Raw genomic sequence first — 22,662 nt, forward strand, 5'->3', positions numbered from 1 at the left:
GGGGTCGAGGGGGGATCGAGGCGGACAGAGTCGCCTTGCAACGCGAAAAAATGCGTCTATGGCGGCGGCCATGCGAACCGCCACCGTCCAGCGCACGACCAAGGAAACGGATATCGCGATCACCGTCAATCTCGACGGAACCGGCGATTATTCGGTTTCCACCGGCATCGGTTTCCTCGACCATATGGTCGAACAATTATCGCGCCACTCGCTTATCGACATTGCGATGCAGGTGAAGGGCGACCTCCACATCGACCAGCACCACACGGTCGAGGATTCGGCACTCGCGCTCGGCGAAGCGGTGTTGAAGGCGCTCGGCGACAAGCGCGGCATCGCCCGTTATGGCGAGGCGCATGCGCCGATGGACGAAACGCTGACCCGCTGCGTGCTCGACATTTCGGGGCGCCCGCACTGCGTCTATAAATCCGGCTTCTCGCAGCCGCGGCTGGGCGAGATGGACACCGAGATGTTCCCGCACTGGTTCCACAGCTTTGCGCAGACCGCGGGCATCACGCTGCACATCGAGACGCTCTACGGCGAGAACAACCACCATATCGCCGAAAGCATGTACAAGGCGCTGGCCCGCGCGCTGCGCCAAGCGGTCGAAATCGACCCGCGCAAGGGCGACGCGATTCCCAGCACGAAGGGGGTGCTGTGAGTTCTCCCCTCCCGCAAGCGGGAGGGGCAGCGAGACTTGCGGACCTGTCCGCTAGTCGCAGCGGGGTGGGCATTGACGCCACCGCTGCCCACCCCACTGCGGCTAGCCAGCAAGCTAGCAAGCCTTGTTGCCCCTCCCGCAAGCGGGAGGGGATTTAGGTGACCATTGCCCTGATCGACTACGGCGCGGGCAATCTTCGCTCGGTGCGTAACGCGCTCGTCGCGGCGGGTGCGGATAATGTCGCGGTCACTGCTGATCCCGATGTCGTGGCAAGGGCCGACCGCATCGTGCTGCCCGGCGTCGGCGCCTTCGCTGCCTGCATGAACGGGCTAACCGCTATCCCCGGATTGGTCGAAGCGATGGATCGCCGCGTCCGCACCCACGGCGCACCCTTCCTCGGCATCTGCGTCGGTATGCAATTGCTCGCCGATGCGGGTGAGGAGCATGGGACGCATAAAGGCCTCGGCTGGATCGGCGGAACGGTGCGCGCCTTCACGCCCGCACCAAGGCTGCGCATCCCGCACATGGGCTGGAACGACGTCGTGCCGACCGCCGTGCATCCGGTAATCGCCCAAGGCGAGGCCTATTTCCTCCACGGCTATCATTTCGCCGACGCCGCCGACGTTGCCGCCACCAGCAGCCACGGCGCGACCTTCACCGCCGCGGTGGCAAAGGACAATATCGTTGGTGTCCAGTTCCACCCCGAAAAAAGCCAGGCCTATGGTCTTGTGACATTAGAGAGATTTCTCGCATGGCGTCCGTAACGATCAGATCCTCCCTGTCGCGAAGCGATGGGGAGGCGGCAGCGCGGAGCGCTGACGGAGGGGCGATGACGCGACTGTCGTCGCCCCTCCACCACCGCTTCGCGGCGGTCCCCCTCCCCATGCTTCGCACAGGGAGGATTTGAGATGACCCTGACCATCTTCCCCGCGATCGACCTGAAAGGCGGGCAAGTCGTGCGCCTCGCCGAGGGCGATATGGACCGCGCGACGGTGTATGGCGACGACCCGGCGGCGCAGGCGCGGCTGTTCGCCGACGCGGGCGCGAGCCACCTCCATGTCGTCGATCTCGACGGCGCCTTTGCCGGAGCAAGCGTCAACGGCGCCGCGGTCGAGAGCATCAGCGCTGCCTTTCCGGGCAAGGTTCAGGTCGGCGGCGGGATCCGCGACCGCGCGGGCGTCGATCGCTGGCTCGCGCTCGGTGTCGATCGCGTGATCATCGGCACCGCGGCGCTGAAAAACCCCGAATTCGTCAAGTCCGCGGCGCGCGACCTGCCCGGCCGCATCGTCGTCGGCGTCGATGCCCGCGACGGCATGGTCGCGACCGAGGGCTGGGCCGATGTGTCGGACGTCCGCGTCGAGGATCTCGCACGGCGGTTCGAGGATGCGGGCGTCGCGGCGCTGCTGTTCACCGACGTCGGCCGCGACGGGCTGCTCAAGGGTTGCAATGTCGCGGCGACGGTGGCGCTCGCCAAAGCCGTGAGCATTCCGGTGATCGCGAGCGGCGGGGTTGCGGACATCACTGACATCCATGCGCTGCGCCCGCATGTCGCCGACGGCATCGAAGGCGTGATTACGGGACGGGCGTTGTACGATGGGCGGCTGGACCTGGCCGAGGCGATTGCGGTGGGCCGCGGATGAGGAACACCCCCACCTCCGTTCGTGTCGAGCGTAGTCGAGACACGTCCTGGCTGGGCGCTACCTTTCGGCGGGTCTCGACTTCGCTCGACACGAACGGGGTTGGGAGGCCGGGCTCGTGACCGTCCGCGTCCGCGTCATCCCCTGCCTCGACGTTGCCGACGGGCGCGTCGTCAAGGGCGTCAATTTTGTCGACCTGCGCGATGCGGGCGATCCGGTCGCGGCCGCGCGCGCCTATGACGCCGCGGGCGCCGACGAGCTGTGTTTCCTCGACATCAGTGCCAGCCACCAGGGCCGCGGCACCCTGCTCGACATGGTCAGCCGTACCGCCGAGGTCTGCTTCATGCCGCTCACTGTCGGCGGCGGGGTACGCAGCGCCGACGACGCACGCGCGCTGCTGCTCGCGGGCGCCGACAAGGTTGCGGTGAACAGCGCCGCGGTCGCGCGTCCTGAGTTGGTCGCCGACATCGCCGACCGCTTCGGCAGCCAGTGTGCGGTCGGCAGCATCGACGCGCGGCTGGTGGCAGAAGGCCGGTGGGAAATCTTCACCCACGGCGGGCGTAAACCTACCGGGATCGACGCGCTCGACCATGCCATCCGCTTGGCCGAACTGGGCGCGGGCGAGCTGCTCGTCACCAGCATGGACCGCGACGGCACCAAGGACGGCTACGACCTCGCGCTCACCCGCGCGATCGCCGATGCGGTCAGCGTTCCGGTGATCGCCAGCGGCGGGGTCGGCAACCTCGACCATCTCGTCGCCGGGGTGGTCGAAGGTGGCGCGAGCGCGGTCCTCGCCGCCAGCATCTTCCACTTCGGCGAAGCAACGATTGCCGAGGCGCATGCGCGGCTTGCAGCGGCGGGGTTGCCGGTGCGGGCTTACTCCAGCACTCGCTAATCTGATCGTCATCCCGGCAAAGGCCGGGGTCTCGCCGGTGCGACATGGCGCGATGGTGAGACCCCGGCCTTTGCCGGGATGACGTGAGGGAGGCAAGCTTGGGGGCTGGTCACGCGACGGCCCCGCTGCAATATAAGATCCATGACCGCCAAGCTCCGCCTCGCGAACCGCACCCACGACATGCTGCCCGTGCTCGGCTTCGTCGCCGCGATCGCCAGCTTTGCGCTGCCGTTGGGTGCGTGGTTCGTTGCGCTGATCCTGATCGGCGCGATCGTCGCGGCGGTCCACCATGCCGAAGTCATTGCGCACCGCGTCGGCGAGCCCTTTGGCACGTTGATCCTCGCGCTGTCGGTGACGGTGATCGAGGTCGGATTGATCCTGACGCTGATGCAGGCGGAACCCGAAAAGGCGCAGACGCTGGCGCGCGACACGGTGTTCGCGGCGGTGATGGTCATCCTCAACCTGCTGATGGGTCTCTGTCTCCTCAGCGGCGCGATCCGCCACCATGAACAGCGGTTCCAGCGCACCGGCATCGGCGCCGCGCTCGCGACTCTGACGGTGCTCAGCGTCGTCGCGCTGGTGCTGCCCAACTTCACCTCCAGCGCGCCCGGCCCCTATTATTCGGCGACCCAGCTCGGCTTTGTCGCGGTCGTTTCGCTGATCCTCTATGCGACCTTTGCGCTGGTGCAAACGGTACGCCACCGCGACTATTTCCTGCCCGACGGCGACGATCAGGACGAGCCCGAAATCCACGCCGTCCCGCCCGGCAACCGGCGGACCGCGCTGTCGGCGGTGCTGCTGCTTGCCAGCCTGGTCGCCGTCGTCCTGCTCGCCAAATATCTCTCGCCCGTTCTCGGTGCGCTGCTCGCCGAATGGGGCGCGCCGCCCGCGGTGCTCGGGGTGATGATCGCGGCGGTGATCCTGGCGCCCGAAGGCCTTGCGGCGGTGCGCGCCGCCAAGGCGAACCGGCTTCAGACCAGCCTCAACCTCGCGCTCGGTTCGGCGCTGGCGACGATCGGCCTGACCATCCCGGCGGTAGCGATCCTGTCGCTGGCGATCGACCTGCCGATCGGGCTGGGCCTCGACGCCAAGTCGACCGTGCTGTTGTTCCTGTCGCTGATCGTCGCGTCGCAGACGCTGGCGAACGGGCGCACGACGGTGCTGCAGGGGGTGATCCACCTGATGCTGTTCGCGATCTACCTGTTCACGACCTTTGTGCCGTAAGGCAATTTGCCAACCTCTCGTCATTGCGAGCGAAGCGAAGCAGTCCAGAGCGGTTTACGCGGGCTCTGGATTGCCGCGCGGCTTCGCCGCTCGCAATGACGACTGAAAAGCGACGGCCTCACGTCTTCCGCACGAACACCGTCCCCGCCGAATAGCCCGCCCCGAACGAACAGATCAGCCCGGTGTCGCCGGGGGCCATATCGTCATGGTTCAGGTGAAAGGCAATGATCGACCCCGCGCTCGACGTGTTGCCGTAAGTGTCCAGCACCGTCGGGCTTTCGTCGTCGCTTGCTTCATGCCCCAGCACGCGCTGCGCGATCAGCCGGTTCATGTTGGTGTTTGCCTGGTGCAGCCACAGCCGCCGCATGTCCGCGCCTTGGAGGCCCAGCACCTCCATCTGCTCGACGATCATGTTCGCGACCATCGGCACGACCTCTTTGAACACCTTGCGGCCTTCCTGGACGAACAGCTTGTCGGTCTTCGGCCCGTCCTGATCGATCCCGCCATGCGCGCGGTTGAGGAAGCCGAAATTGTTGCGGATATTGTTGGAAAAGACGGTCTTGAGCTTGGTCCCGAGGATGTCCCAATGGCCCGCGGGCGCAATCGCCTTGTGCTCGACCAGAATCGCGGTGGCGACATCGCCAAAGATGAAATGGCTGTCGCGGTCGCGCCAGTTCAAATGCCCCGAACAAATCTCGGGATTCACCACCAACACGCTTTTGGCATGGCCCGCGCGGATATAATCGGCGGCGGTCTGGATACCAAAGGTCGCGGACGAGCAGGCGACGTTCATGTCGAACCCGAATCCGTCGATGCCCAGCGCATCCTGAATCTCGACCGCCATCGCCGGATAGGCACGCTGCATGTTCGACGCCGCGCACAGCACCGCGTCGACTTCAGCCGCATCGCGCCCGGCGCGCGCCAGCGCATCCTTCGCCGCCGCGACGCCGATTTCGGCGAGGATCGACAGCTCGTCATTGCTGCGTTCGGGCAGCCGCGGCGCCATATGTTCGGGGTCGAGGATGCCCGCCTTGTCGACGACGAAGCGCGACCCGATGCCGCTCGCCTTTTCGATGAATTCGACGCTCGATTCAGTCAGTTCGGCAATTTCGCCCGCCGCGATCGCCGCTGCATTTTTTCGGTTGTGCAACGCAACATACGCGTTAAAACTCGCAACAAGTTCTTCGTTGGCAATGCGTTCGGCGGGGGTGAACAGGCCGGTTGCGGATAGGACCGGCTGCGGTGTGTGCGACATGGTGGACCTGCGTGTCTTATGGTTTCAAGCCACGCTGATTAGGCCCGCTCGCGCTGCCGCGCAACGCCCCTCGACTGGCTGAACGATCGCCGACATCATGGTTAACTCGCCGCTAACCATTTTAGTGGCACATTGCAGAGTTGCAGGCCTCCGGGGGGACGGCTCCCCGGGCGCCGTGCAGGAGCACGACCATGGCGACGCGTTCGGGACCGGCAGCCGGTAATCTGTCGATTGCGGAAATCAAGGAATTCGCGGGCTTTCCCGCGGCGACGCAGCGGTACATCCGCCGCTCGCTCGACATCGGGCTGGAACGCGAGGACGCGATCGCCCGCTGGTCGCGCGACGTGGTCGAGGAAACCGCGATCCGCGTCCAGGCCAAGGTGTATCAGCGGATCGGCGAAATCCGCGAGCATATCCCCGATGACAGCGGCCTCGACGCGCTCGAAGGCTTCATGGCGCCGCTGGTGGCGGTATCGGCTTTCGACCTGGGGCAGGATCGCTTGCCCGGCTTTGCCTCCTATCGCTTCCTCTACGAACGCCTGCTTGGCGCGCACGCGCGGCCGTGGCTGCCCGGCGCCTTTTGCGCCGCGGCATCGCTGCCGCACCTGCACCCCGACAAGCGCAAGACATTGCTCCAGTCGATCAGCGAAGCCGCTGCGACTGCCCCCGGCTGGTCGGCGCGCGAGCCGAGTTTCTATCCCGAATGGGTCGAAAAGATCGACGAGACCAAGCCAGCGAATTGATTTGTACCGTCATTGCGAGGAGCCGAAGGCGACGCGGCAATCCAGAGTGGCGTAAACCGCCCTGGATTGCTTCGCTGCGCTCGCAATGACGAACAATATAGGTACCAATCCTTATACCAACGCCCGGTACAGCCCGAACGCGCTCGTCGCGGTCAGCACGACCCCGACCATCACCAGCATAACCTTCGGCGAAAAGCGCTTGGCCATATAGGCGCCCAGCGGCGCTGCGGCGACGCCGCCGATGATTAGCCCCAGCGTCGGGCCAAGGATTTCCTCGAACCCCAGATGCCAGATGAAGGTTGCAGAGACAGCTACCGCCAGGAAAAATTCGACGCTGTTGACGGTGCCGACGACCTTGCGCGGCTCGCCGCCCTGGACGAGCAAATTCGAAGTCACCACCGGACCCCAGCCGCCGCCGCCTGCGGCGTCGAGGAAGCCACCTACGACAGCCAAGGGTGCAATGACCTTGGGTTTCGAGATTTTGGGCGGATAGAGCAGTCCGCGCACCAGCAACCAAATCCCGATCAGTACCAGATAGCCGAGGACAAAGGGCTTCACGGCATCGGCGTGGAGCGATGCGAGCGCGGTGGCGCCGATGAACCCGCCGATCACGCCCGGGATAAGCAGCCGCCAGAACAGCGGCCAGTCGATATTGCGATGGAACAAATGGCTGAGCCCCGACGCGCCGGTGGTGAAAATCTCGACGACATGGATGCGCGCCGATGCGGTGGCAGGCGGCACGCCGAGCACCGCGACGAGCAGCGTGTTGCAGATCACCCCGAATGCCATCCCCAGCGCCCCGTCGACCAGCTGGGCCGCAAAACCGATCAGGATGAAGGGAAGCAGCGCCATAAGGTCGATGGACGCGAAATCGATCATAGTTTCATCCCAACTTTATCAGTTGAGAACTGGCTGCCCCGAATCCGCGCCCGACGCCAGCGCAAATTTTCTGCTGTCGATGAAGGGATTTGTTTTTGCGCCGGTTCGCGCCGCGCGCGGACGCCGTTCCTGCTAAATCCGCGTCAGATCCTCGGGCAGAAACTCGCGCGCATAATCGATGAAGGCGCGCAGTTTCGGCATCACCTGTTTGCGGCTGGGGTAATAAAGGAACAGGCCCGCGGTCGATACCGCCCGCTCGATCAGCACGACCTCCAGCTCGCCGCGCTCGATATGTTCGGTCAGCACCGGTTCGGCGGTCATCCCCAGCGCGACACCGGTCCGCACCGCCATGATGACCGCCGATTGTTCGTTGACGATCACCGGACCGGTCACCGGAATTTCGACTTCGCGGTTGCCGTCGAGGAAATACCAGGGTTGCAGCCCGCCGCTGGCCAGCCGCAGCCGGACGCAGCGGTGATGGCGCAGATCGGCGGGCTCCTGCGGACGGCCGTGGCGCTCGAAATAGGCGGGCGCGCCAAAGGCGGCAAAGCGAAACGGCGAGGTCAGCCGCACCGCGATGACATCGGCGTCGAGCGATTCGCCCATCCGGACTCCGGCGTCAAAGCCCCCGGCGCTGAGGTCGCTGAGCCCGTCGTCGCCGAAAATCTCCAGCTCGATGTCGGGATAAGTGTCGCAAAAGCCCGCCAGGATGGGCTCGAACATCGGCTGGATCGCGCCCCGCATCAGGTTGATGCGCAGCCGTCCCGCCGGCCGGTTGCCCAGATTGCGCGCGGCTTCATAGGCGTCGGCCAGCCCCGAATAGGCGGGCGCGGCACGTTCGAGGAACATTTCCCCCGCCTGGGTCAGCCCGACGCTGCGCGTCGTGCGCATGAACAAAGGCGCGCCGACGCGCGCCTCGAGCGCCTTGATCGTCTGGCTGATCGCCGAGGGGGACACCCCCAGGTCGGACGCGGCGGCGGAAAAGCTGCGCCTTTGCGCCACACGCAGGAAAGCTTCGATCCCGTCGAGCGCCCCTTGGGGGATTGTTAAATCCTGCTTCAAAGCACTTGCAGATTATAGAGGATTATCTATCTGCGCAACTGCCCGTAAAAGGGTTGCACAACAAAACGAAAGGACTCTCTCCCATGGCCTATCAGACCTCCTCTTTCCGCCGCTTTCCTGCCGCTTTCGCTATCGTCGCCGCGTCGGCGCTGGCGTTCACCGGCCTGATCGCTACCGCCAACCCCGCCTATGCCCAGTCGGGCGGTGACTATCGCTGCGCCGGCCTGGCCGAACAGGCTCATGTCGCCGCAACCGGCGTCGAAGGCGGCAAGCAGGCGAGCGCCAAGCGCTTCGTTTCGACCGGCAAGAAGCTGTGCGAAGCGGGCAACGAACGCGCCGCCGCCAAGCAGTTCCGCGCCGCGCTGAAGATTGCCGGCGTCGCCGAAGTCGAAACCGACAGCCGCATGGCTTCGCGCTAAGACAGACTGACACCAATCTCCGATCCGTCCTCTCCCTCTCCCTGACGGATCCACTAAACTGGGGCGGCACTCACAACGGGGCCGCCCCATTTGTTTGCGCGCCGTGAACGTCCGGGTCAGCGGCGGCGGTAGCGGAAGTACCAGACCTCGTGGCCCAGCCGTCGCGCCTTGGCTTCGTAGCGCGTTTCGGGCCATCCGCCCGGTCGGTTCTGGAAATCCTGCGCGTCTCTGGCCAGCCATTCGAACTGGTGGCGGTGGCGGCGCATGACCATCAGCGCATGTTGCAGATAGACCGGGTGGTCGGTGCCAAAGCGGAACTCGCCGCCGGGTTTCAGCTTCGCCGCGATCAGGTCGAGCGGCCCGTCGTTCATCATCCGCCGCTTGGCATGGCGCGCCTTGGGCCAGGGGTCGGGGTGGAGCAGATAGGCAAAGCTCAGCGCGCCGTCGGGGATGCGCTGGAGCACTTCCAGTGCGTCGCCATGGTGGATGCGGACATTGCCCAGCGGCAGTTTTGCGCCATGATCGCCCGCGACATGCACCAGCGCCTGCGCGACCCCGTTGATGAACGGTTCGGCGCCGATAAAGCCGTGATCGGGCAACATGTCGGCGCGCGCCGCCATATGCTCGCCGCCGCCGAAACCGATCTCGAAATGGAGCGGGCGGTCATAGCCGAACAGGTCTTCGGCGGTCACCTCGCCGTCGGTCGGCACCGCAATCTGCGGCAACAATGTATCGACCAGCTCTTGCTGCCCGGCGCGCAGGGGCTTGCCCTTGGAGCGCCCGTAAAGGCGGTTGATCGTCGTCGGATCGCCGGGTTTATGTGCAGTCATGCGGCGCGCGTTAGCGCGGCCGGGCCGCCGGTTAAAGTGCGCTATTTCAGTTTTTCGCCACTGTTGATCTGGACCTGGCGATTCTTTCCCCACGTGCCCACCGTACTGGCGCGGTTGTTGGCGTTTAGTATTTCGATCACACGCTCAGGCGAAGGCAATCGGTCCTGCAACAAGAAATTGATGTCCTGCGTCGCCGTATGGAGCGTGACATTATAGCGCAAAGAGGCTTTAGTTCCGTTCTTGCTCGCAATCTCGTCCATCGCGACCTTCATTGGCGAGGGGCCGACCCATATCCCGTTGCCGTTGTCGCCATAAGCGAGCAAATAGCTGGTCTCCGAACCGCCGGGTCGATAGACGGCGATATTACCTTCCAGCTGCCTGTCGCGGCACCATTGTCCGATAGGCGTTGTAGCTGGTTCTTTCTTGATCGAATCGTCACCGGCAGCGGCCGACATCAGCGCAACACCCAAGGCCTCGGCCGTCAGGTCGCTGCCGCTCGCATCTGCCGATTTTCCTTGGAACTGGAGGGGTTTGGCGCAGGGAACAGCAGGTGAAGCTGCCTCGGCAGGTGCAATGTTCCGTGGCCATGCAATCTCCGCCAGCGCTGCGTCCATCCATCTCGCGAGTTCGGCGGGCGACCGCGTTTGCGACGAAGTCCGAATTTTCACATACCAATTGCCGATCGGGAGCAGCATTACGCCGGTGCTGCGATAATTGCCGTGCTTCGGCTCGTAGATTGCCCTCAGGCCCGATGCCACCTTCTGCCCCGGCGGGATGAATGCTTCGGGCGCTAGAACGATAGCCGGGTTGCCGAAGGTGTCGCGATTCTCGATCGCCCATTGCGCCTGGGCGAACCACACCGGGACCGCGCCATTGGTTTTGCGGTAGAAATAGACGGACATGGCTTCCGCCGAACCCGGGGTATCGAACTGCAGACCGACATCCAGATCGTCCGCGGCAAAGCTCGTCGCGCTTGTCCGGGCATTGCCAGCCAGCGTCGCGGGCACCGATATGCCGCTATGCTGGTGTTTCCAAACTTTACCCGGCTTGACCTTGAGCGGTTCTTGCGCTGCCGTAGAGCCCGCGACCAGCGTTAACGCTGCCGCAAGAAAACACGCGTTCATCCAATAACTTGCCATCCCGTCGCTCCCGTAGCCTGATCGCCGAAGCTGTCAGATCGGAGCGGCAATGGCAAGCCGGTCAGGCGGCCAGCGCAGCTTTCAGCTTGTCGGTCAGGTCGGTGCGTTCCCATGGGAAGGCATCGCCTTCGGCGGTGCGGCCGAAATGCCCATAAGCCGCGGTCTGCTTGTAGATCGGCTTGTTGAGGCCGAGGTGGGTGCGGATGCCCTTGGGCGTCAGGCGCACCAGCTGCGGGATAACCGCCTCGATGCGGCTTTCCTCGACCCTGCCGGTGCCATGGAGGTCGACATAGATCGACAGCGGCTCGGCGACGCCGATCGCGTAGCTCAATTGGATCGTGCAGCGGCGCGCGAGGCCCGCGGCGACGATATTCTTCGCCAGATAGCGGGTGATATAGGCCGCCGAACGGTCGACCTTCGTTGGATCCTTGCCGCTGAACGCGCCGCCGCCGTGCGGGGACGCGCCGCCATAGGTGTCGACGATGATCTTGCGGCCGGTGAGGCCCGCGTCGCCGTCGGGCCCGCCGATTTCGAAGCGGCCGGTCGGGTTGATATGATAGACGGTGTTGGCGGTGAGCAGCTCGGCGGGCAGCACGTCGGCGATCACGCCCAGCACATATTTGCGCAATTCGGTGTAAAGCGCTTCGTCGCCTTCGCCATTGTGAAAGAAATAGCCCGGCGCATGCTGCGTCGAAACGACGATCGCGGTCGCCTCGACCGGGCGCTCGTTGGCGTAGCGCAGCGTCACCTGGCTCTTGGCATCGGGTTCGAGGAAAGGCGCGATGCCCGCCTTGCGGTCGGCGGCCATGCGCTCGAGGATCTTGTGGCTGTAGTCGAGCGTCGCGGGCATCAGGTCGGGGGTTTCGTCCGACGCATAGCCGAACATGATCCCCTGATCGCCCGCGCCCTCGTCCTTGTTTTCGCCGGCATCGACGCCCTGCGCGATATGCGCCGACTGGCCGTGCAGATTGTTTTCGAAACGGAAGCTTTCCCAGTGAAAACCCGATTGCTCGTAACCGATTTCGCGCACCGTCTTGCGCACCGTCGCTTCGATTTCCTCCAGCGCGCCCGGCGCCCAGGCGTCGTTTTCGAACACGCCCTTGCAGCGGATTTCGCCCGCGAGCACCACCAGTTGCGTCGTGGTCAGCGTTTCACAGGCGACGCGCGCTTCGGGATCCTTCGACAGAAACAGGTCGACGATCGAATCGCTGATCTGGTCGGCGACCTTGTCGGGATGCCCTTCGGACACGCTTTCGGAGGTGAAGAGGAAGCTGTTGCGCATGAGAAGCCTTCTGTGAATCGGATATAAAGGAAGCTTTATGTGATCGCGCTGTTAGCGTCCGCGGCGGCGAAAGGCAATGGCCGCCGCGAGCAACAGCAGCGCGAATCCGACCGGCAGGATATTGCCGTAACGCGCGAACAGCGTGGGCGCGTGCGCGGGCGGCAGCACGGTGTCTATCCGCCCAGCGGCGTGCATCGGCAGCGACTTGCGAATGCGGCCATCGGCATCGATTACCGCGCTGATTCCCGTCGGGGTGGCGCGCACGACAGGCAGCCCTTCCTCGATCGCGCGCAGCCGCGCCTGCGCCAGATGCTGTGGCGGCCCCCAGCTGCCGAACCACGCGTCGTTCGACGGATTGAAGATAAAATCGGGCCGGTGCTCGCGGTCGACCACCTGCCCCGAAAAGATGATCTCGTAACAGATTTGCAGCCCGGCGCGGCCGAAGGCGCCGAGGTCGAGGGTGCGCGGCCCGGGGCCGGGCCAGAAATCGATATCGCCGGGTGCGAGGCGCGACAGGCCGATCGCCGAGAGCACCGGGCGCAGCGGCAGATATTCCCCATAAGGGACCAGATGTGCCTTGTCATACCGCGCGCCGAGGGTGCCGTCGGCATGGACGGTCATCACCGCATTGCGCGCACCGACGACGTCGCCGCTTTTGTCGAGTTCGAGCTTGAGCGCGCCGAGCAGCATCACGTCATCGGGGTTCATCAAAGCCGTCAACCGCGCCCTCGCCGCGGCGGGCGAGCGGTCATAATAGACCGCCGGATAGCCCCATTCGAGATAGTCGGGCACCGCCGCTTCGGGCCACAGGATCAGACGCGGGGTGTCATCTTTCGGCGCGGTCAACCGCGCGAGCTTGGCGAAATTGGTGTCGGCCTTGGCACCGACCCATTTGTCGGCCTGGCCGACATTGGGTTGAACGACGGTGATGGGGATGGATTTCGGTTGCGGTGTGGCCGCAGCGTTGACAGCGGTATTCACGAAATTACCGACGGCGCTCGCTTGGGCAAAAACCAGAGTGATCACTGCCGCCGCGACCAATATGCCGCCGAGTATGATGGTCGGAAATGTGCCATCCCTCAATGATGGGCTGAGTGCCCGCCGCCATGCCGGCAGCCATCGCACCGCTTGGGCAAGAATGAACCCGGCGGCTAGCATGACGATCGCCGACATTCCGTAGGTGCCGACCAGCCGTGTGGGTGAGAGCATCGGCGTCATCGGTGCAAGGATCGCGCTCAGCGGGTTCCAAGCAAAGCCGGTGAACACCCAGCTTCGTAGCCATTCGGTCAGCGTCCACAGCGCGGCGAAGGCGAGGACGAAGGACAGCGAAATCCTCCCCGGAACGGGGAGGGGGACCGCCGTAGGCGGTGGAGGGGGCTCGCGGCCTTGCAGGACGGTGGTTGAAGGACGCACCCCCCCTCCGTCAGGGCTCTGCGCTGCCACCTCCCCGTTCCGGGGAGGAATGAATTGCCAAGCCCCCCACGCCGCCAGCGCCGGATAAACCGCCAGATACAGTGCCAGCAGCACAACGGCGATCCACCCCAGCCATGCGGGCATCGCCGCCTGATAGGTGAACGCCGTCGCGATCCAGTTCAGCCCGACGACGAAATGCCCGACCCCGAACGCCCAGCCGATCCCGAACGTCCGCCAGCCCTTGGGACTGCGCGCAACCAGCACCATCCCGCCCGCGAGCGCGAGCAAGGTCAGTGGCCAGAGATGGAGCGGTGCAAAGCCCGTCGCCGAAACGGCGCCCAATGCGAGGGCGATCAGCTTCGGCCAGCGGTCGGCGAAAGCGGCGATACGGGGAGATAGCGCGGTCACGCGCGCTGCTTTAGCTGTCCGCCCGCGCCCTCACTAGAGCATATATTTCATCTGGATTGCCTGCCGCGTATCGCCGGTCACCGCAAAGCTTGCCGATCCGAATTTCGGCGCCCCCATCCCGATCGCGGGATTGCGCGAAAAGCCGAAGCCTTCCTTGGGCAGGAACAGCGCCATATCCATCTTGTTGTTGCTGTTTTCATCGTGGACGACGGCAATGGCATAGGTGCCATCCCCCGGCGCGACGACTTTGAAATCGCCGGCGTTCGCGGCCTTCACCGCCATGCGCACCGATGCCTTGTCCTTGCTGCAATCGGGAAAGGCCTTTGGATTGGCGGTCAGGCACACCAGCACCTGTCCTTTGGTATTGCGCAGCCCGGTTATGCTGACATCAACCGTCGGCGGCGGGGGGCTCGCGGCGGTGAGTAGCAGCAAAGCTGCCAAGCCCGATATCGGTGCCGCAAAGCTTGTCCCAGAAGCGAAAGTAAAGGCCATAATTCCCCCGGTAAGCGGCATGATGCTGCTCGTGATGTGTTGCGGTTATCAGCCAGCGCCCGACTGGTCCATGAACAAGCGCGCGCGGAAACATTTCCCAGCCCATATGATTGCCGACCCCCATGACCGTCATGATCGTCAACACCAGCCCCAGCACCGCGACATGGATCGGGATCAGGAACACGAGCGCGGGGATGACGACCGCGCCGGTGATTGCCTCGACCGGGTGAAAGCTCATCGCCGCCCACGCCGTCGGAGGGCGGCTTTGGTGATGCACCGCATGCGCGATGCGGAAAAGCCGCGGCCGGTGCATCCAGCGGTGCGTCCAGTAAAACCATGTGTCGTGGGCGAGCAGGTAGGCGAGCAGGCTGACCGGCAGATACCAGAGCGGAAACGCATCGAGGTCGGTGTAGATGCGCGTCCAGCCGTGCGTCTGCCACCCCCACGCCACCACGCCCGCCGGGACGCCGTAAATCGCGGCACTGGCGAGGCTCCAGCCGATCTCGCGCCGCATCTGCGGTTCCAGCCCGCGGTAGAGACCGGGATGCTTAAGCCGCGTCGCCAGCGCGAAACCGCCGCTGCTGAGCAGATAGCGGACGCCGACGATCGCCGTCATGGCCAGTGCCGAGAAAATGATCGCCGCCATGCGACTCCTCTAGCGGGCCGCGCGCGCGGGGGCTAGGGCGGGGCGATGACCGCGCCCGAACCCGATTATTGCGACATTGCCATCGTCGGCGGCGGGCTGGCGGGCGGGCTGGCGGCGCTGGCGCTCGCGGCAAAGCGGCCGAAACTCGACGTGCGGCTGATCGAACCCGATGCGATTGGCGGCAATCACATCTGGTCCTTTTTCGATAGCGACATTGCCAAGCGCGACCGCTGGCTCGTCGCGCCGCTCGTCCGATACCATTGGGACAGCTACGACGTCGCCTTTCCCGAACGCGAGCGCCGGGTGCGGATGGGGTACAAGAGTATCACCGGCGAAGCGCTCGCCGAAGCGGTGACCGCGGCGCTGCCGCCCGGACGGATCATCGCCGACCGGGCGAAGCATGTTGCGGCGGACCATGTGCTGCTGGCACGCGGCGGGCGGCTGTCGGCCAAGCATGTCATCGACGCGCGCGGCACCGGCAAGACCTCGATGCTCGACTGCGGCTGGCAGAAGTTCGTCGGGCAGGCGCTGACCGTCGAGGGCGGGCATGGCATCGAGCGCCCGCTGGTGATGGATGCGACGGTCGAGCAAATGGACGGCTATCGCTTCGTCTATCTGCTGCCCTTCGATGCCGAGACGGTGTTCGTCGAGGACACCTATTACAGCAATGCGCCCGATCTCGATTTCGACGCGATACGCGACCGGATCGCGGCCTATGCGGCGCGGCGGCAGTGGAATGTCACCGCTGTAACGCGCGAAGAAACCGGGGTGCTGCCAGTGGTCGTCGCGGGCGATTTCGACCGGCTGTGGCCTCCAATCGACCGGGTGGGGCGCATCGGGGTGCGCGCCGGGGTGTTCCACGCAATGACCGGCTATTCGCTGCCCGACGCCGTGCGGACGGCGGCGGCGCTGCCCGCGCTCGTCGACCGCGGCGATCTCGGACCGCGCCTCCGCGCCCGCGCCGCGACGGCCTGGCGCCGCCAGCGTTATTACCGGATGCTTGGCGCAATGTTGTTCCGCGCCGCCGAACCTGACGAACGCTACCGGATATTCCAGCGCTTCTATGGCCTCGCGCCCGGACTGATCGCGCGCTTTTACGAGGGCCGGTCGAACGCCGCCGACAAATTGCGCATCCTCTCGGGCAAGCCGCCCGTATCTGTTCGCCGCGCGCTTGCGGCGCTGTCGAAACTGGACTGGAAATGACCCGTACTGCCATCGTCATCGGCGCCGGTTTCGGCGGCCTTGCCCTCGCCATCCGCCTGCAATCGGCGGGGGTCGAGACGACAATCGTCGAGGCGCGCGACAAGGCGGGGGGGCGCGGTTACCACTGGCAGCGGCAGGGATTTACCTTCGACGCCGGACCAACGGTGATCACCGATCCGCCATGCCTGCAGGAACTCTGGGCGCTCAGCGGGCAGGATATGGCTGCCGATGTGACGCTCGATCCGGTGATGCCGTTCTACCGGCTCAACTGGCCCGACGGCACCAACTTCGACTATTCGAACGACGAGGCGGCGCTCAATGCCGAGATCGCCAAGCTCAATCCCGCCGATGTCGCGGGATATGAGAAATTCCTGACCTATTCGAAGGGCGTGTATGAGGAGGGCTATGTCAAGCTGGGCTCGGCCGCCTTCCTCGACTTCGCCTCGATGATCAAGGCGGCACCGGCGCTGATGAAATATCAGGCGTGGCGCAGCGTTTATTCGATCGTGTCCTCCTATGTGCAGGACGAGCGGCTGCGGCAGGCCTTGTCCTTCCACACGCTGCTGGTCGGCGGCAATCCGATGAACACCAGTTCGATCTACGCGCTGATCCACACGATCGAGAAAGAGGGCGGGGTGTGGTTCGCGCGCGGCGGCACGAACAAGCTGGTCGCGGGCATGGTGGCGCTGTTCGAACGGCTGGGCGGGACGCTCCGCCTTGCCGATCCGGTGACCAAGATCGAGACGCAGGGCGACCGCGCGACCGCGGTGCAGACCGCAAGCGGCTGGCGCGGTGAGGTCGGCATGATCGCGTCGAACGGCGACATGATGCACAATTATGCGGCGCTGCTGTCGGACCATCCACGCGGCAAAAAGGCGGCTAAGGCGCTGGGGCGCAAACGCTGGTCGCCGTCGCTGTTTGTCGTCCATTTCGGGGTGAAGGGCGAGTATCCGGATATTGCGCACCACAGCATCCTGTTCGGCCCGCGCTACAAGGGGCTGCTCGACGATATCTACAAGAATGGCGTCGTTCCCGACGATTTCTCGCTCTACCTTCACCACCCGACCGCGACCGACAAGGCGATGGCGCCCGATGGCTATTCGACCTTCTACGTCCTCGCCCCGGTTGCGCATCTGGGCAAGGCGAAGGTCGATTGGGACGGTGCATTCGGCCAGCAATTCGCCGACGCGATCCTCGACGAGGTCGAGGCGCGAGTGCTGCCGGGGCTGAAGGCCAATCTGGCGACCAGCTTCCACTACACCCCCGCAGATTTCGGGCGCGACCTGTCGGCGCATCTTGGCAGCGCGTTCAGCCTTGAACCGGTGCTGTGGCAAAGCGCTTGGTTTCGGGCGCACAACCGCGATGACGTGATTTCGAACCTGTACTTCGTCGGCGCGGGGACGCATCCGGGGGCAGGAATTCCGGGGGTCGTCGGTAGCGCCAAGGCGACTGCGAAGCTGATGCTGGAAGGCTCGGAATAACAGAGACCGTTCGCTTCGAGCGAAGTCGAGAAGCCCATCAGGCTGGAAATGACGCGGGGTGTCTCGACTTCGCTCGAAACGAACGGGTAAGGGGAAGGTTATGAAACGTCTTGCCGTCTATTGTGGCTCCGCCACCCCTGCCGATCCGATCTACATCGAAACCGCGCGCCACGTCGGCCGCACGCTCGCCCAGCGCGGCATCGGCGTCGTCTATGGCGGTGGCCGCCTCGGGCTGATGGGCGCCGTCGCCGATAGCGCGCTCGAAGCTGGCGGCGAAGTCATCGGGGTGATCCCCGACGCGCTCGTCGGTACCGAAGTCGCCCACCGCGGCTGCACCGAATTGCACGTCGTCAGCGGCATGCACGAACGCAAGAAGATGTTCACCGACCTCTCCGACGGTTTCCTCACCATCCCCGGCGGCGTCGGCACGATGGACGAATTGTGGGAAGCGATCAGCTGGGCGCAACTGGGTTATCACAGCAAACCCGTCGGGCTGCTCAACGCCGCGGGTTTCTACAACGACCTGATCGCGTTCAACCGGAATATGATCGAGGTCGGCTTTATCCGCCCGGCGCATGCCGGGATCATGATCGTCGACGCCGGGCTCGACGATCTGCTGGAAAAGATGGAGGCCTATGAACCCCATGCGCCGATCTTTGCGATGAAGGCCGACGATCTGTAATGGACGCGGCGGGGGTCTATGACGCGCACGCCCTCCACGGTTTCGCGCACGACAGCATCGCGCGCGGATCGAAAAGTTTCGCGCTCGCCAGCCAGTTGTTCGACCGCGAAACCCGCGAACGCGTCTGGCTGCTCTACGCCTGGTGCCGCGCTGCCGACGATCTGACCGACGGCCAGGATCATGGCGGCGCGATGTCGCAGGATCATGATGCGCAAGCTGCGCTCGCGCGCATCCGCACCCTCACCGATGCCGCCTTCGCCGGAGAGCCCACCGGCGACAAAGCGTTCGATGCGCTCGGCTATCTGCTCACCGACGTCGCAATCCCGCGCGCGGTGATCGACGACATCATCGCGGGCTTCGCGCTCGACGCCGACGACTGGCGCCCGCGCAGCGAGGGCGATTTGCTGCGTTATTGCTATCATGTCGCGGGCGCGGTCGGGGTCGCGATGGCGTTGGTGATGGGGGTCGACCCCGCCGATGAAGCGACGCTCGACCGCGCCTCCGACCTCGGCATCGCGTTCCAGCTCGCCAATATCGCGCGCGACGTGGCCGAAGATGCCGCCGCCGACCGCTGCTACCTGCCGATCGAATGGATCGTCGAACTCGACATTCCGCCGGGCCAGCATATGCACCCCGCCTTTCGCGGGCGCCTGTCGGTGATGGCCAAATGGCTCGCCGAAATGGCGGCGGAATATGAAGCATCGGCACGCTGGGGCGCACGCAAACTGCCGCCGCGCAGCCGCTGGGCAGTGCTTGCCGCGGCGGGCATCTATGGGGACATCGCGCGCGAAGTCCGCGCCCGCGGCGACCATGCGTGGGACCACCGCGCGAGCACGACGCGCCTCGCCAAACTCGGCTGGATCGTGCGCGCCGGCTGGTCGGTGCTGCGCCGCCCGCCGCAGCGGCGGATCAGCCGCGACGGCCTGTGGACGCGCCCGCGGACCGGACCCAGCGGATGACCCAGATCGAATGGCTGGCCGCGGCGCTGGTGCTGATCAACGTCGCGCTCGTCGCGCTGCGCAGCGTATGGAACTATCCGTTCGCGCTCGCGGCGGTCAGTCTGTACGCAGTCGTGTTCTACGACGCTCGGCTCTACAGCGACATGGTTTTGCAGGGCTTTTTCTTTGCGCTCAATCTTTATGGTTGGGCGAGCTGGTTGCGCGCCCGCCAAGACAGCGGCATCCCGGTCGGCTGGATGGACGCGACATCGCGCCAAGGCTGGGCGGCCGCGACAATCGTCGCGTGGATCGTGTGGAGCTTCGCCATGGATCGCTACACCGATGCCGTCGCTCCATGGATCGACGGCGCGATCGCGATGTTCAGCATCACTGCGCAGTGGCTGCTCGCGCGGCGACGCGTCGAAAGCTGGTATCTGTGGATCGTCGTCGACCTGATCGCGATCCCGCTGTTCGCCTCGCGCGGGCTCTATGCGACCAGCGCGGTCTATGTCGTGCTGCTCGGCCTGTCGATCGACGGTCTGATCCAGTGGCGCCGCGCCGCGGCAACGGGCCGGGTGGCGATATGATCCGCCATGTCTGTTTTCACGGCGCCGAAAGCACCGGCAAATCGACCTTGGCGCCGCGGCTGGCGCTGCGGCTCGGCGGACTGGTCGTTCCCGAATATGGCCGCACCTATGCCGAGGCGAACGGCACCGATCTCGACGCGATTGACCTGCTGGCGATCTTTGACGGCCACCTCGCGGCGACCCGGGACGCGATGGCGCAAAACCCTGAATGGTTGATCTCCGACACCGACGCGCTGATGACGCAGGCGTGGGCGATCATGCTGCTCGGCCGGCGCCTGCCCGAAATCGACGAGTGGAGCGACACCGCCGACCTCTATCTCGTCCCGGCGATGGACCTGGAGTGGCAGGAGGACGGTACGCGCCTGTTCGGCAGCGACCTGGCGCGGCGGCAGTTCATGGACCTCGCGATCGGCGAGCTCGAGCGGCGACAGCTCAAATGGGCGTGGGTCGAAGGCGAGGGCGATGCGCGGTTGGCTAGCGCGTTGGCGGCGATAGAGGCGGCGGGGTTGAGCTGACCTTTCTGCAAATACGCGTCGAAGGCGGTTTTGGGGTGGCTTTGCGACAGTCCGCTTGCAGCCTCGACCAGCGAAAACCAGACGAAGATTGGGTCAGCCTGAGGCGTGCAAAAGGAATGCAGCGGCAAAGTGCAACATAAGTTCGCGTGCAAGCGTGTGCTCTTGATCGGTGATAAGATCATCCGGCCACGGAACCACTGCTAACAGAGGTCGATCCGGTATCGCAGGGAGGTCAGCAAAGGCATCGTCATTCGAGGCGTGAAAGCCTGCCGAAGCTTGAGCGATCGATGTCGCGAACATAGTAAGAGTGTCCAAATCGGCCGTGCTTGACATCCCGGAGGCAAACGCCGCCAACGACACTGGTCGACCATGCACCGAAATGGTTATCAAGGCTGATCCGCTTGCAGATGTGCATTGAACGCACAAATGACTGAGTGGCCCCTTTAAGGTGTGGTCGAGTATTGGACCGCTTATCCGAATTAGACCGCTGCACAGGTCAATCCACTTTGGCGAAAGGGAGGATAAGTTCCACTTTGATTGTCCCTCAGACGTGCCATCAATGACGAAGGCCGCGACTGTGAAGGACCGCTGGGATTGATTTGAAGCCATGTGCTGCTTTTGGCGACGGCCTTGCCAGTATGCAACATCCACAATTGGTCGAAACGCGACGACTCGCACTCTACCGCGCGTAAGCGTCTCGCAATTCCCGCTTCAACACCTTGCCGATCGGGCTGCGCGGCAGTTCGTCGACCACGGTGATGCCGCTGATCCGCTGCGTCTTGCCGACCTTGGCGTTGCAATCGGCGCGAACCGCCTCGGCATCGGTGCCGTCCTTCAGCACCACGAACGCGACCGGCGTTTCGCCCCATTCTTCGCTCTGCATCCCAACCACAGCGGCTTCGACGACGCGCTCGTCGGCGAGCAGGATCGCTTCCAGATCGCTCGGGAAGATGTTGAAGCCGCCCGAAATGATCATGTCCTTGGCGCGGTCCATCAGGGTCAGGAAGCCGTCCTCGTCGATCCGACCGATGTCGCCGTGGCGATAGAAGAGATTTCCCTCCGCGTCGTACCAGTGCATCGCCTTGGTCGCGTCGGGACGGTTGTTGTAACCGGTCATCATTGCGGGCGAGCGGCCGACGACTTCGCCGACCGATCCTTGCGGCAATTCGTTGCCCTCCTCGTCGATCACCTTGGCGATATGCCCCGGCGCGGGGCGGCCGACGGTGTGGAGTTTGTCGGGGAATTGATGCGCTTCCAGAATGAACGCCGCGCCGCCCTCGGTCATCCCGTAAATTTCGACCAGCCCGCCGGGCCAGCGCGCGAGCACATCGGCCTTGAGCGCGGCGGGGAAGGGCGCCGAGGTGCAATATTTGACGACAAAACTGGAGAGGTCGAAGCTGTCGAAATCCTCCAGCGCCATGATGCGGCGATACTGCACCGGGACAAGCATCGTGTTGGTCGCGCGCTCGCGCTCGGCGAGTTCGAGGAAACCGCGCGCGTCGAATTTCTTCATCAGTACGACCTGCCCGCCCGAACCGACCGTCGGCATGAAGCTGGCCATCGTCGTGTTCGAATAGAGCGGGGTCGACAGAATCGTCACCGCGTGGGGGCCGTAAGCGGGCGCGCCGCGCTGGATATGCTGCCAGCGCATCGCATGGCTGTGGACGATCCCTTTGGGCGTTCCCGTCGTCCCCGACGAATAGATGATGTTGAAGCCGTCCTCGGACCCGATCTCGACGGGCGTCGGCTTGGCGCCAGCGAGCGATAGCCAGGCATCGAGCGGTGTTCCCGCATCACTGCCGTCCATCGCGATCCGCTCGCTCGAAGTGATGACCTTTCCTTCCAGGCTCGTCTTCGCCGCGTTGTCGAGGAACAGGTGCCGCGCGCCGGTATCGGCGATCATCGCCGCCATCTGTTCGCCTGTCGCGCTGTTGGTCACCAGTCCCGCGACGCCGCCCGCGCGCAGCGTGCCGATGATGACGGCCATCTGCTCGACGCTGTTCAGCCCCGCAATCGCGGTGCGGTCGCCCTTCGCAAAGCCGTCCTGCTGCAACCGCGCCGCGATTCGGTCGATCAATTGGTCCAGTTCGGACCAGCTCAGCCGCCGCTGGGCATCGGCAGCCGCTACGGCATCGGGACGTTCCGCGGCATGGGCACGGACAAGGTCGGGCAGGGTGGCGAAGTCGCTCTCGAGCATCTGGGCTGCGGTCATGCTGCGGAGTTAGCACAGGCGCGGTGTCGCGCAATGCCCGGTGCTGCGGGTAGGTCGGACGG

23 protein-coding genes are annotated in these 22,662 nt (G+C 64.8%); 13 read left to right on the forward strand and 10 right to left on the reverse strand.

Annotation, left to right across the window (positions count from 1 at the left end):
• The first annotated feature begins 70 nt into the window (after positions 1–70).
• The 5 genes from hisB (at position 71) to IR187_RS08160 (ending at position 4,414) form a co-directional block, all read left to right on the forward strand.
• A complete protein-coding gene (hisB, locus tag IR187_RS08140; RefSeq protein ID WP_194954113.1) occupies positions 71–658 on the forward strand; it encodes an imidazoleglycerol-phosphate dehydratase HisB in 588 nt (195 codons plus the stop codon).
• Positions 659–816: 158 nt separating this feature from the next.
• Positions 817–1,422 carry an imidazole glycerol phosphate synthase subunit HisH gene (gene hisH / locus IR187_RS08145; protein ID WP_194954114.1) on the forward strand — a complete coding sequence of 202 codons (606 nt, stop codon included), beginning with the start codon at positions 817–819 and terminating at the stop codon, positions 1,420–1,422.
• A 144-nt stretch (positions 1,423–1,566) separates the two neighbouring features.
• A complete protein-coding gene (gene hisA, locus IR187_RS08150; RefSeq protein WP_194954115.1) occupies positions 1,567–2,298 on the forward strand; it encodes a 1-(5-phosphoribosyl)-5-[(5-phosphoribosylamino)methylideneamino]imidazole-4-carboxamide isomerase in 732 nt (243 codons plus the stop codon).
• A gap of 115 nt (positions 2,299–2,413) precedes the next feature.
• The gene (gene hisF, locus IR187_RS08155; protein WP_194954116.1) at positions 2,414–3,190 is read left to right on the forward strand and encodes an imidazole glycerol phosphate synthase subunit HisF; all 777 of its coding nucleotides are present in this window, start codon (positions 2,414–2,416) and stop codon (positions 3,188–3,190) included.
• A gap of 141 nt (positions 3,191–3,331) precedes the next feature.
• The gene (locus IR187_RS08160; protein WP_194954117.1) at positions 3,332–4,414 is read left to right on the forward strand and encodes a calcium:proton antiporter; all 1,083 of its coding nucleotides are present in this window, start codon (positions 3,332–3,334) and stop codon (positions 4,412–4,414) included.
• A gap of 118 nt (positions 4,415–4,532) precedes the next feature.
• On the opposite strand, the gene IR187_RS08165 is transcribed toward IR187_RS08160, so the two are convergent.
• On the reverse strand, positions 4,533–5,669 hold the full coding sequence (locus IR187_RS08165) for a beta-ketoacyl-ACP synthase III (protein WP_194954118.1): 1,137 nt from the start codon (positions 5,667–5,669) through the stop codon (positions 4,533–4,535).
• Positions 5,670–5,860: 191 nt separating this feature from the next.
• On the opposite strand from IR187_RS08165, the gene IR187_RS08170 reads away from it, so the two are divergent.
• Positions 5,861–6,412 (forward strand): hypothetical protein, encoded by a 552-nt coding sequence (locus tag IR187_RS08170; protein ID WP_194954119.1) that lies wholly within the window; start codon positions 5,861–5,863, stop codon positions 6,410–6,412.
• Positions 6,413–6,523: 111 nt separating this feature from the next.
• Here the strand turns inward: IR187_RS08170 and IR187_RS08175 are convergent, their stop codons facing one another.
• The gene (locus IR187_RS08175) at positions 6,524–7,291 is read right to left on the reverse strand and encodes a sulfite exporter TauE/SafE family protein (RefSeq protein ID WP_194954120.1); all 768 of its coding nucleotides are present in this window, start codon (positions 7,289–7,291) and stop codon (positions 6,524–6,526) included.
• 132 nt (positions 7,292–7,423) lie between these two features.
• The gene (locus IR187_RS08180; protein ID WP_194954121.1) at positions 7,424–8,353 is read right to left on the reverse strand and encodes a LysR family transcriptional regulator; all 930 of its coding nucleotides are present in this window, start codon (positions 8,351–8,353) and stop codon (positions 7,424–7,426) included.
• An 83-nt stretch (positions 8,354–8,436) separates the two neighbouring features.
• Here IR187_RS08180 and IR187_RS08185 point away from each other — a divergent pair, with 83 nt between their 5' ends.
• The gene (locus IR187_RS08185) at positions 8,437–8,772 is read left to right on the forward strand and encodes a hypothetical protein (protein WP_194954122.1); all 336 of its coding nucleotides are present in this window, start codon (positions 8,437–8,439) and stop codon (positions 8,770–8,772) included.
• Positions 8,773–8,888: 116 nt separating this feature from the next.
• On the opposite strand, the gene trmB is transcribed toward IR187_RS08185, so the two are convergent.
• The 6 genes from trmB to IR187_RS08215 all read right to left on the reverse strand — a co-directional run bounded on the left by trmB (position 8,889) and on the right by IR187_RS08215 (position 14,982).
• Entirely contained in the window at positions 8,889–9,602 is a 714-nt protein-coding gene (gene trmB / locus IR187_RS08190; RefSeq protein WP_194954123.1) for a tRNA (guanine(46)-N(7))-methyltransferase TrmB, read from the reverse strand.
• A 41-nt stretch (positions 9,603–9,643) separates the two neighbouring features.
• On the reverse strand, positions 9,644–10,741 hold the full coding sequence (locus IR187_RS08195) for a hypothetical protein (protein WP_194954124.1): 1,098 nt from the start codon (positions 10,739–10,741) through the stop codon (positions 9,644–9,646).
• A 61-nt stretch (positions 10,742–10,802) separates the two neighbouring features.
• On the reverse strand, positions 10,803–12,023 hold the full coding sequence (metK, locus tag IR187_RS08200; RefSeq protein WP_194954125.1) for a methionine adenosyltransferase: 1,221 nt from the start codon (positions 12,021–12,023) through the stop codon (positions 10,803–10,805).
• Between the two features lie 51 nt (positions 12,024–12,074).
• On the reverse strand, positions 12,075–13,844 hold the full coding sequence (gene lnt / locus IR187_RS08205) for an apolipoprotein N-acyltransferase (protein ID WP_194954126.1): 1,770 nt from the start codon (positions 13,842–13,844) through the stop codon (positions 12,075–12,077).
• A gap of 33 nt (positions 13,845–13,877) precedes the next feature.
• On the reverse strand, positions 13,878–14,285 hold the full coding sequence (locus IR187_RS08210) for a DUF2141 domain-containing protein (RefSeq protein WP_228765652.1): 408 nt from the start codon (positions 14,283–14,285) through the stop codon (positions 13,878–13,880).
• Positions 14,233–14,982, reverse strand: a complete 750-nt coding sequence (locus tag IR187_RS08215; RefSeq protein ID WP_194954128.1) for a sterol desaturase family protein — start codon at positions 14,980–14,982, stop codon at positions 14,233–14,235. Before IR187_RS08215 ends, IR187_RS08210 begins: the two co-directional genes overlap by 53 nt.
• 45 nt (positions 14,983–15,027) lie before the next feature.
• Between IR187_RS08215 and crtY the strand changes: the two genes are divergently transcribed.
• From crtY to IR187_RS08245, 6 genes are all read left to right on the forward strand, one after another.
• Positions 15,028–16,185 (forward strand): lycopene beta-cyclase CrtY, encoded by a 1,158-nt coding sequence (crtY, locus tag IR187_RS08220; protein WP_194954129.1) that lies wholly within the window; start codon positions 15,028–15,030, stop codon positions 16,183–16,185.
• Positions 16,182–17,666 carry a phytoene desaturase gene (locus IR187_RS08225; protein ID WP_194954130.1) on the forward strand — a complete coding sequence of 495 codons (1,485 nt, stop codon included), beginning with the start codon at positions 16,182–16,184 and terminating at the stop codon, positions 17,664–17,666. The genes crtY and IR187_RS08225 overlap by 4 nt, the downstream gene beginning before the upstream one ends.
• Before the next feature lie 100 nt (positions 17,667–17,766).
• Positions 17,767–18,348 (forward strand): LOG family protein, encoded by a 582-nt coding sequence (locus tag IR187_RS08230; protein ID WP_194954131.1) that lies wholly within the window; start codon positions 17,767–17,769, stop codon positions 18,346–18,348.
• Positions 18,348–19,307 carry a phytoene/squalene synthase family protein gene (locus tag IR187_RS08235; protein WP_194954132.1) on the forward strand — a complete coding sequence of 320 codons (960 nt, stop codon included), beginning with the start codon at positions 18,348–18,350 and terminating at the stop codon, positions 19,305–19,307. The genes IR187_RS08230 and IR187_RS08235 overlap by 1 nt, the downstream gene beginning before the upstream one ends.
• Positions 19,304–19,873, forward strand: a complete 570-nt coding sequence (gene pnuC, locus IR187_RS08240) for a nicotinamide riboside transporter PnuC (protein WP_194954133.1) — start codon at positions 19,304–19,306, stop codon at positions 19,871–19,873. Before IR187_RS08235 ends, pnuC begins: the two co-directional genes overlap by 4 nt.
• Positions 19,870–20,388, forward strand: coding sequence for an AAA family ATPase (locus IR187_RS08245; RefSeq protein ID WP_194954134.1), 519 nt, complete (start codon positions 19,870–19,872; stop codon positions 20,386–20,388). The genes pnuC and IR187_RS08245 overlap by 4 nt, the downstream gene beginning before the upstream one ends.
• A gap of 679 nt (positions 20,389–21,067) precedes the next feature.
• Here IR187_RS08245 and IR187_RS08250 read toward each other — a convergent pair.
• Complete coding sequence (locus IR187_RS08250; RefSeq protein WP_194954135.1) at positions 21,068–22,600, reverse strand: class I adenylate-forming enzyme family protein; 1,533 nt, start codon at positions 22,598–22,600, stop codon at positions 21,068–21,070.
• Positions 22,601–22,662: the final 62 nt, after the last annotated feature.

Source organism: Sphingopyxis solisilvae (assembly GCF_015475875.1).
Lineage (GTDB): Bacteria > Pseudomonadota > Alphaproteobacteria > Sphingomonadales > Sphingomonadaceae > Sphingopyxis > Sphingopyxis solisilvae.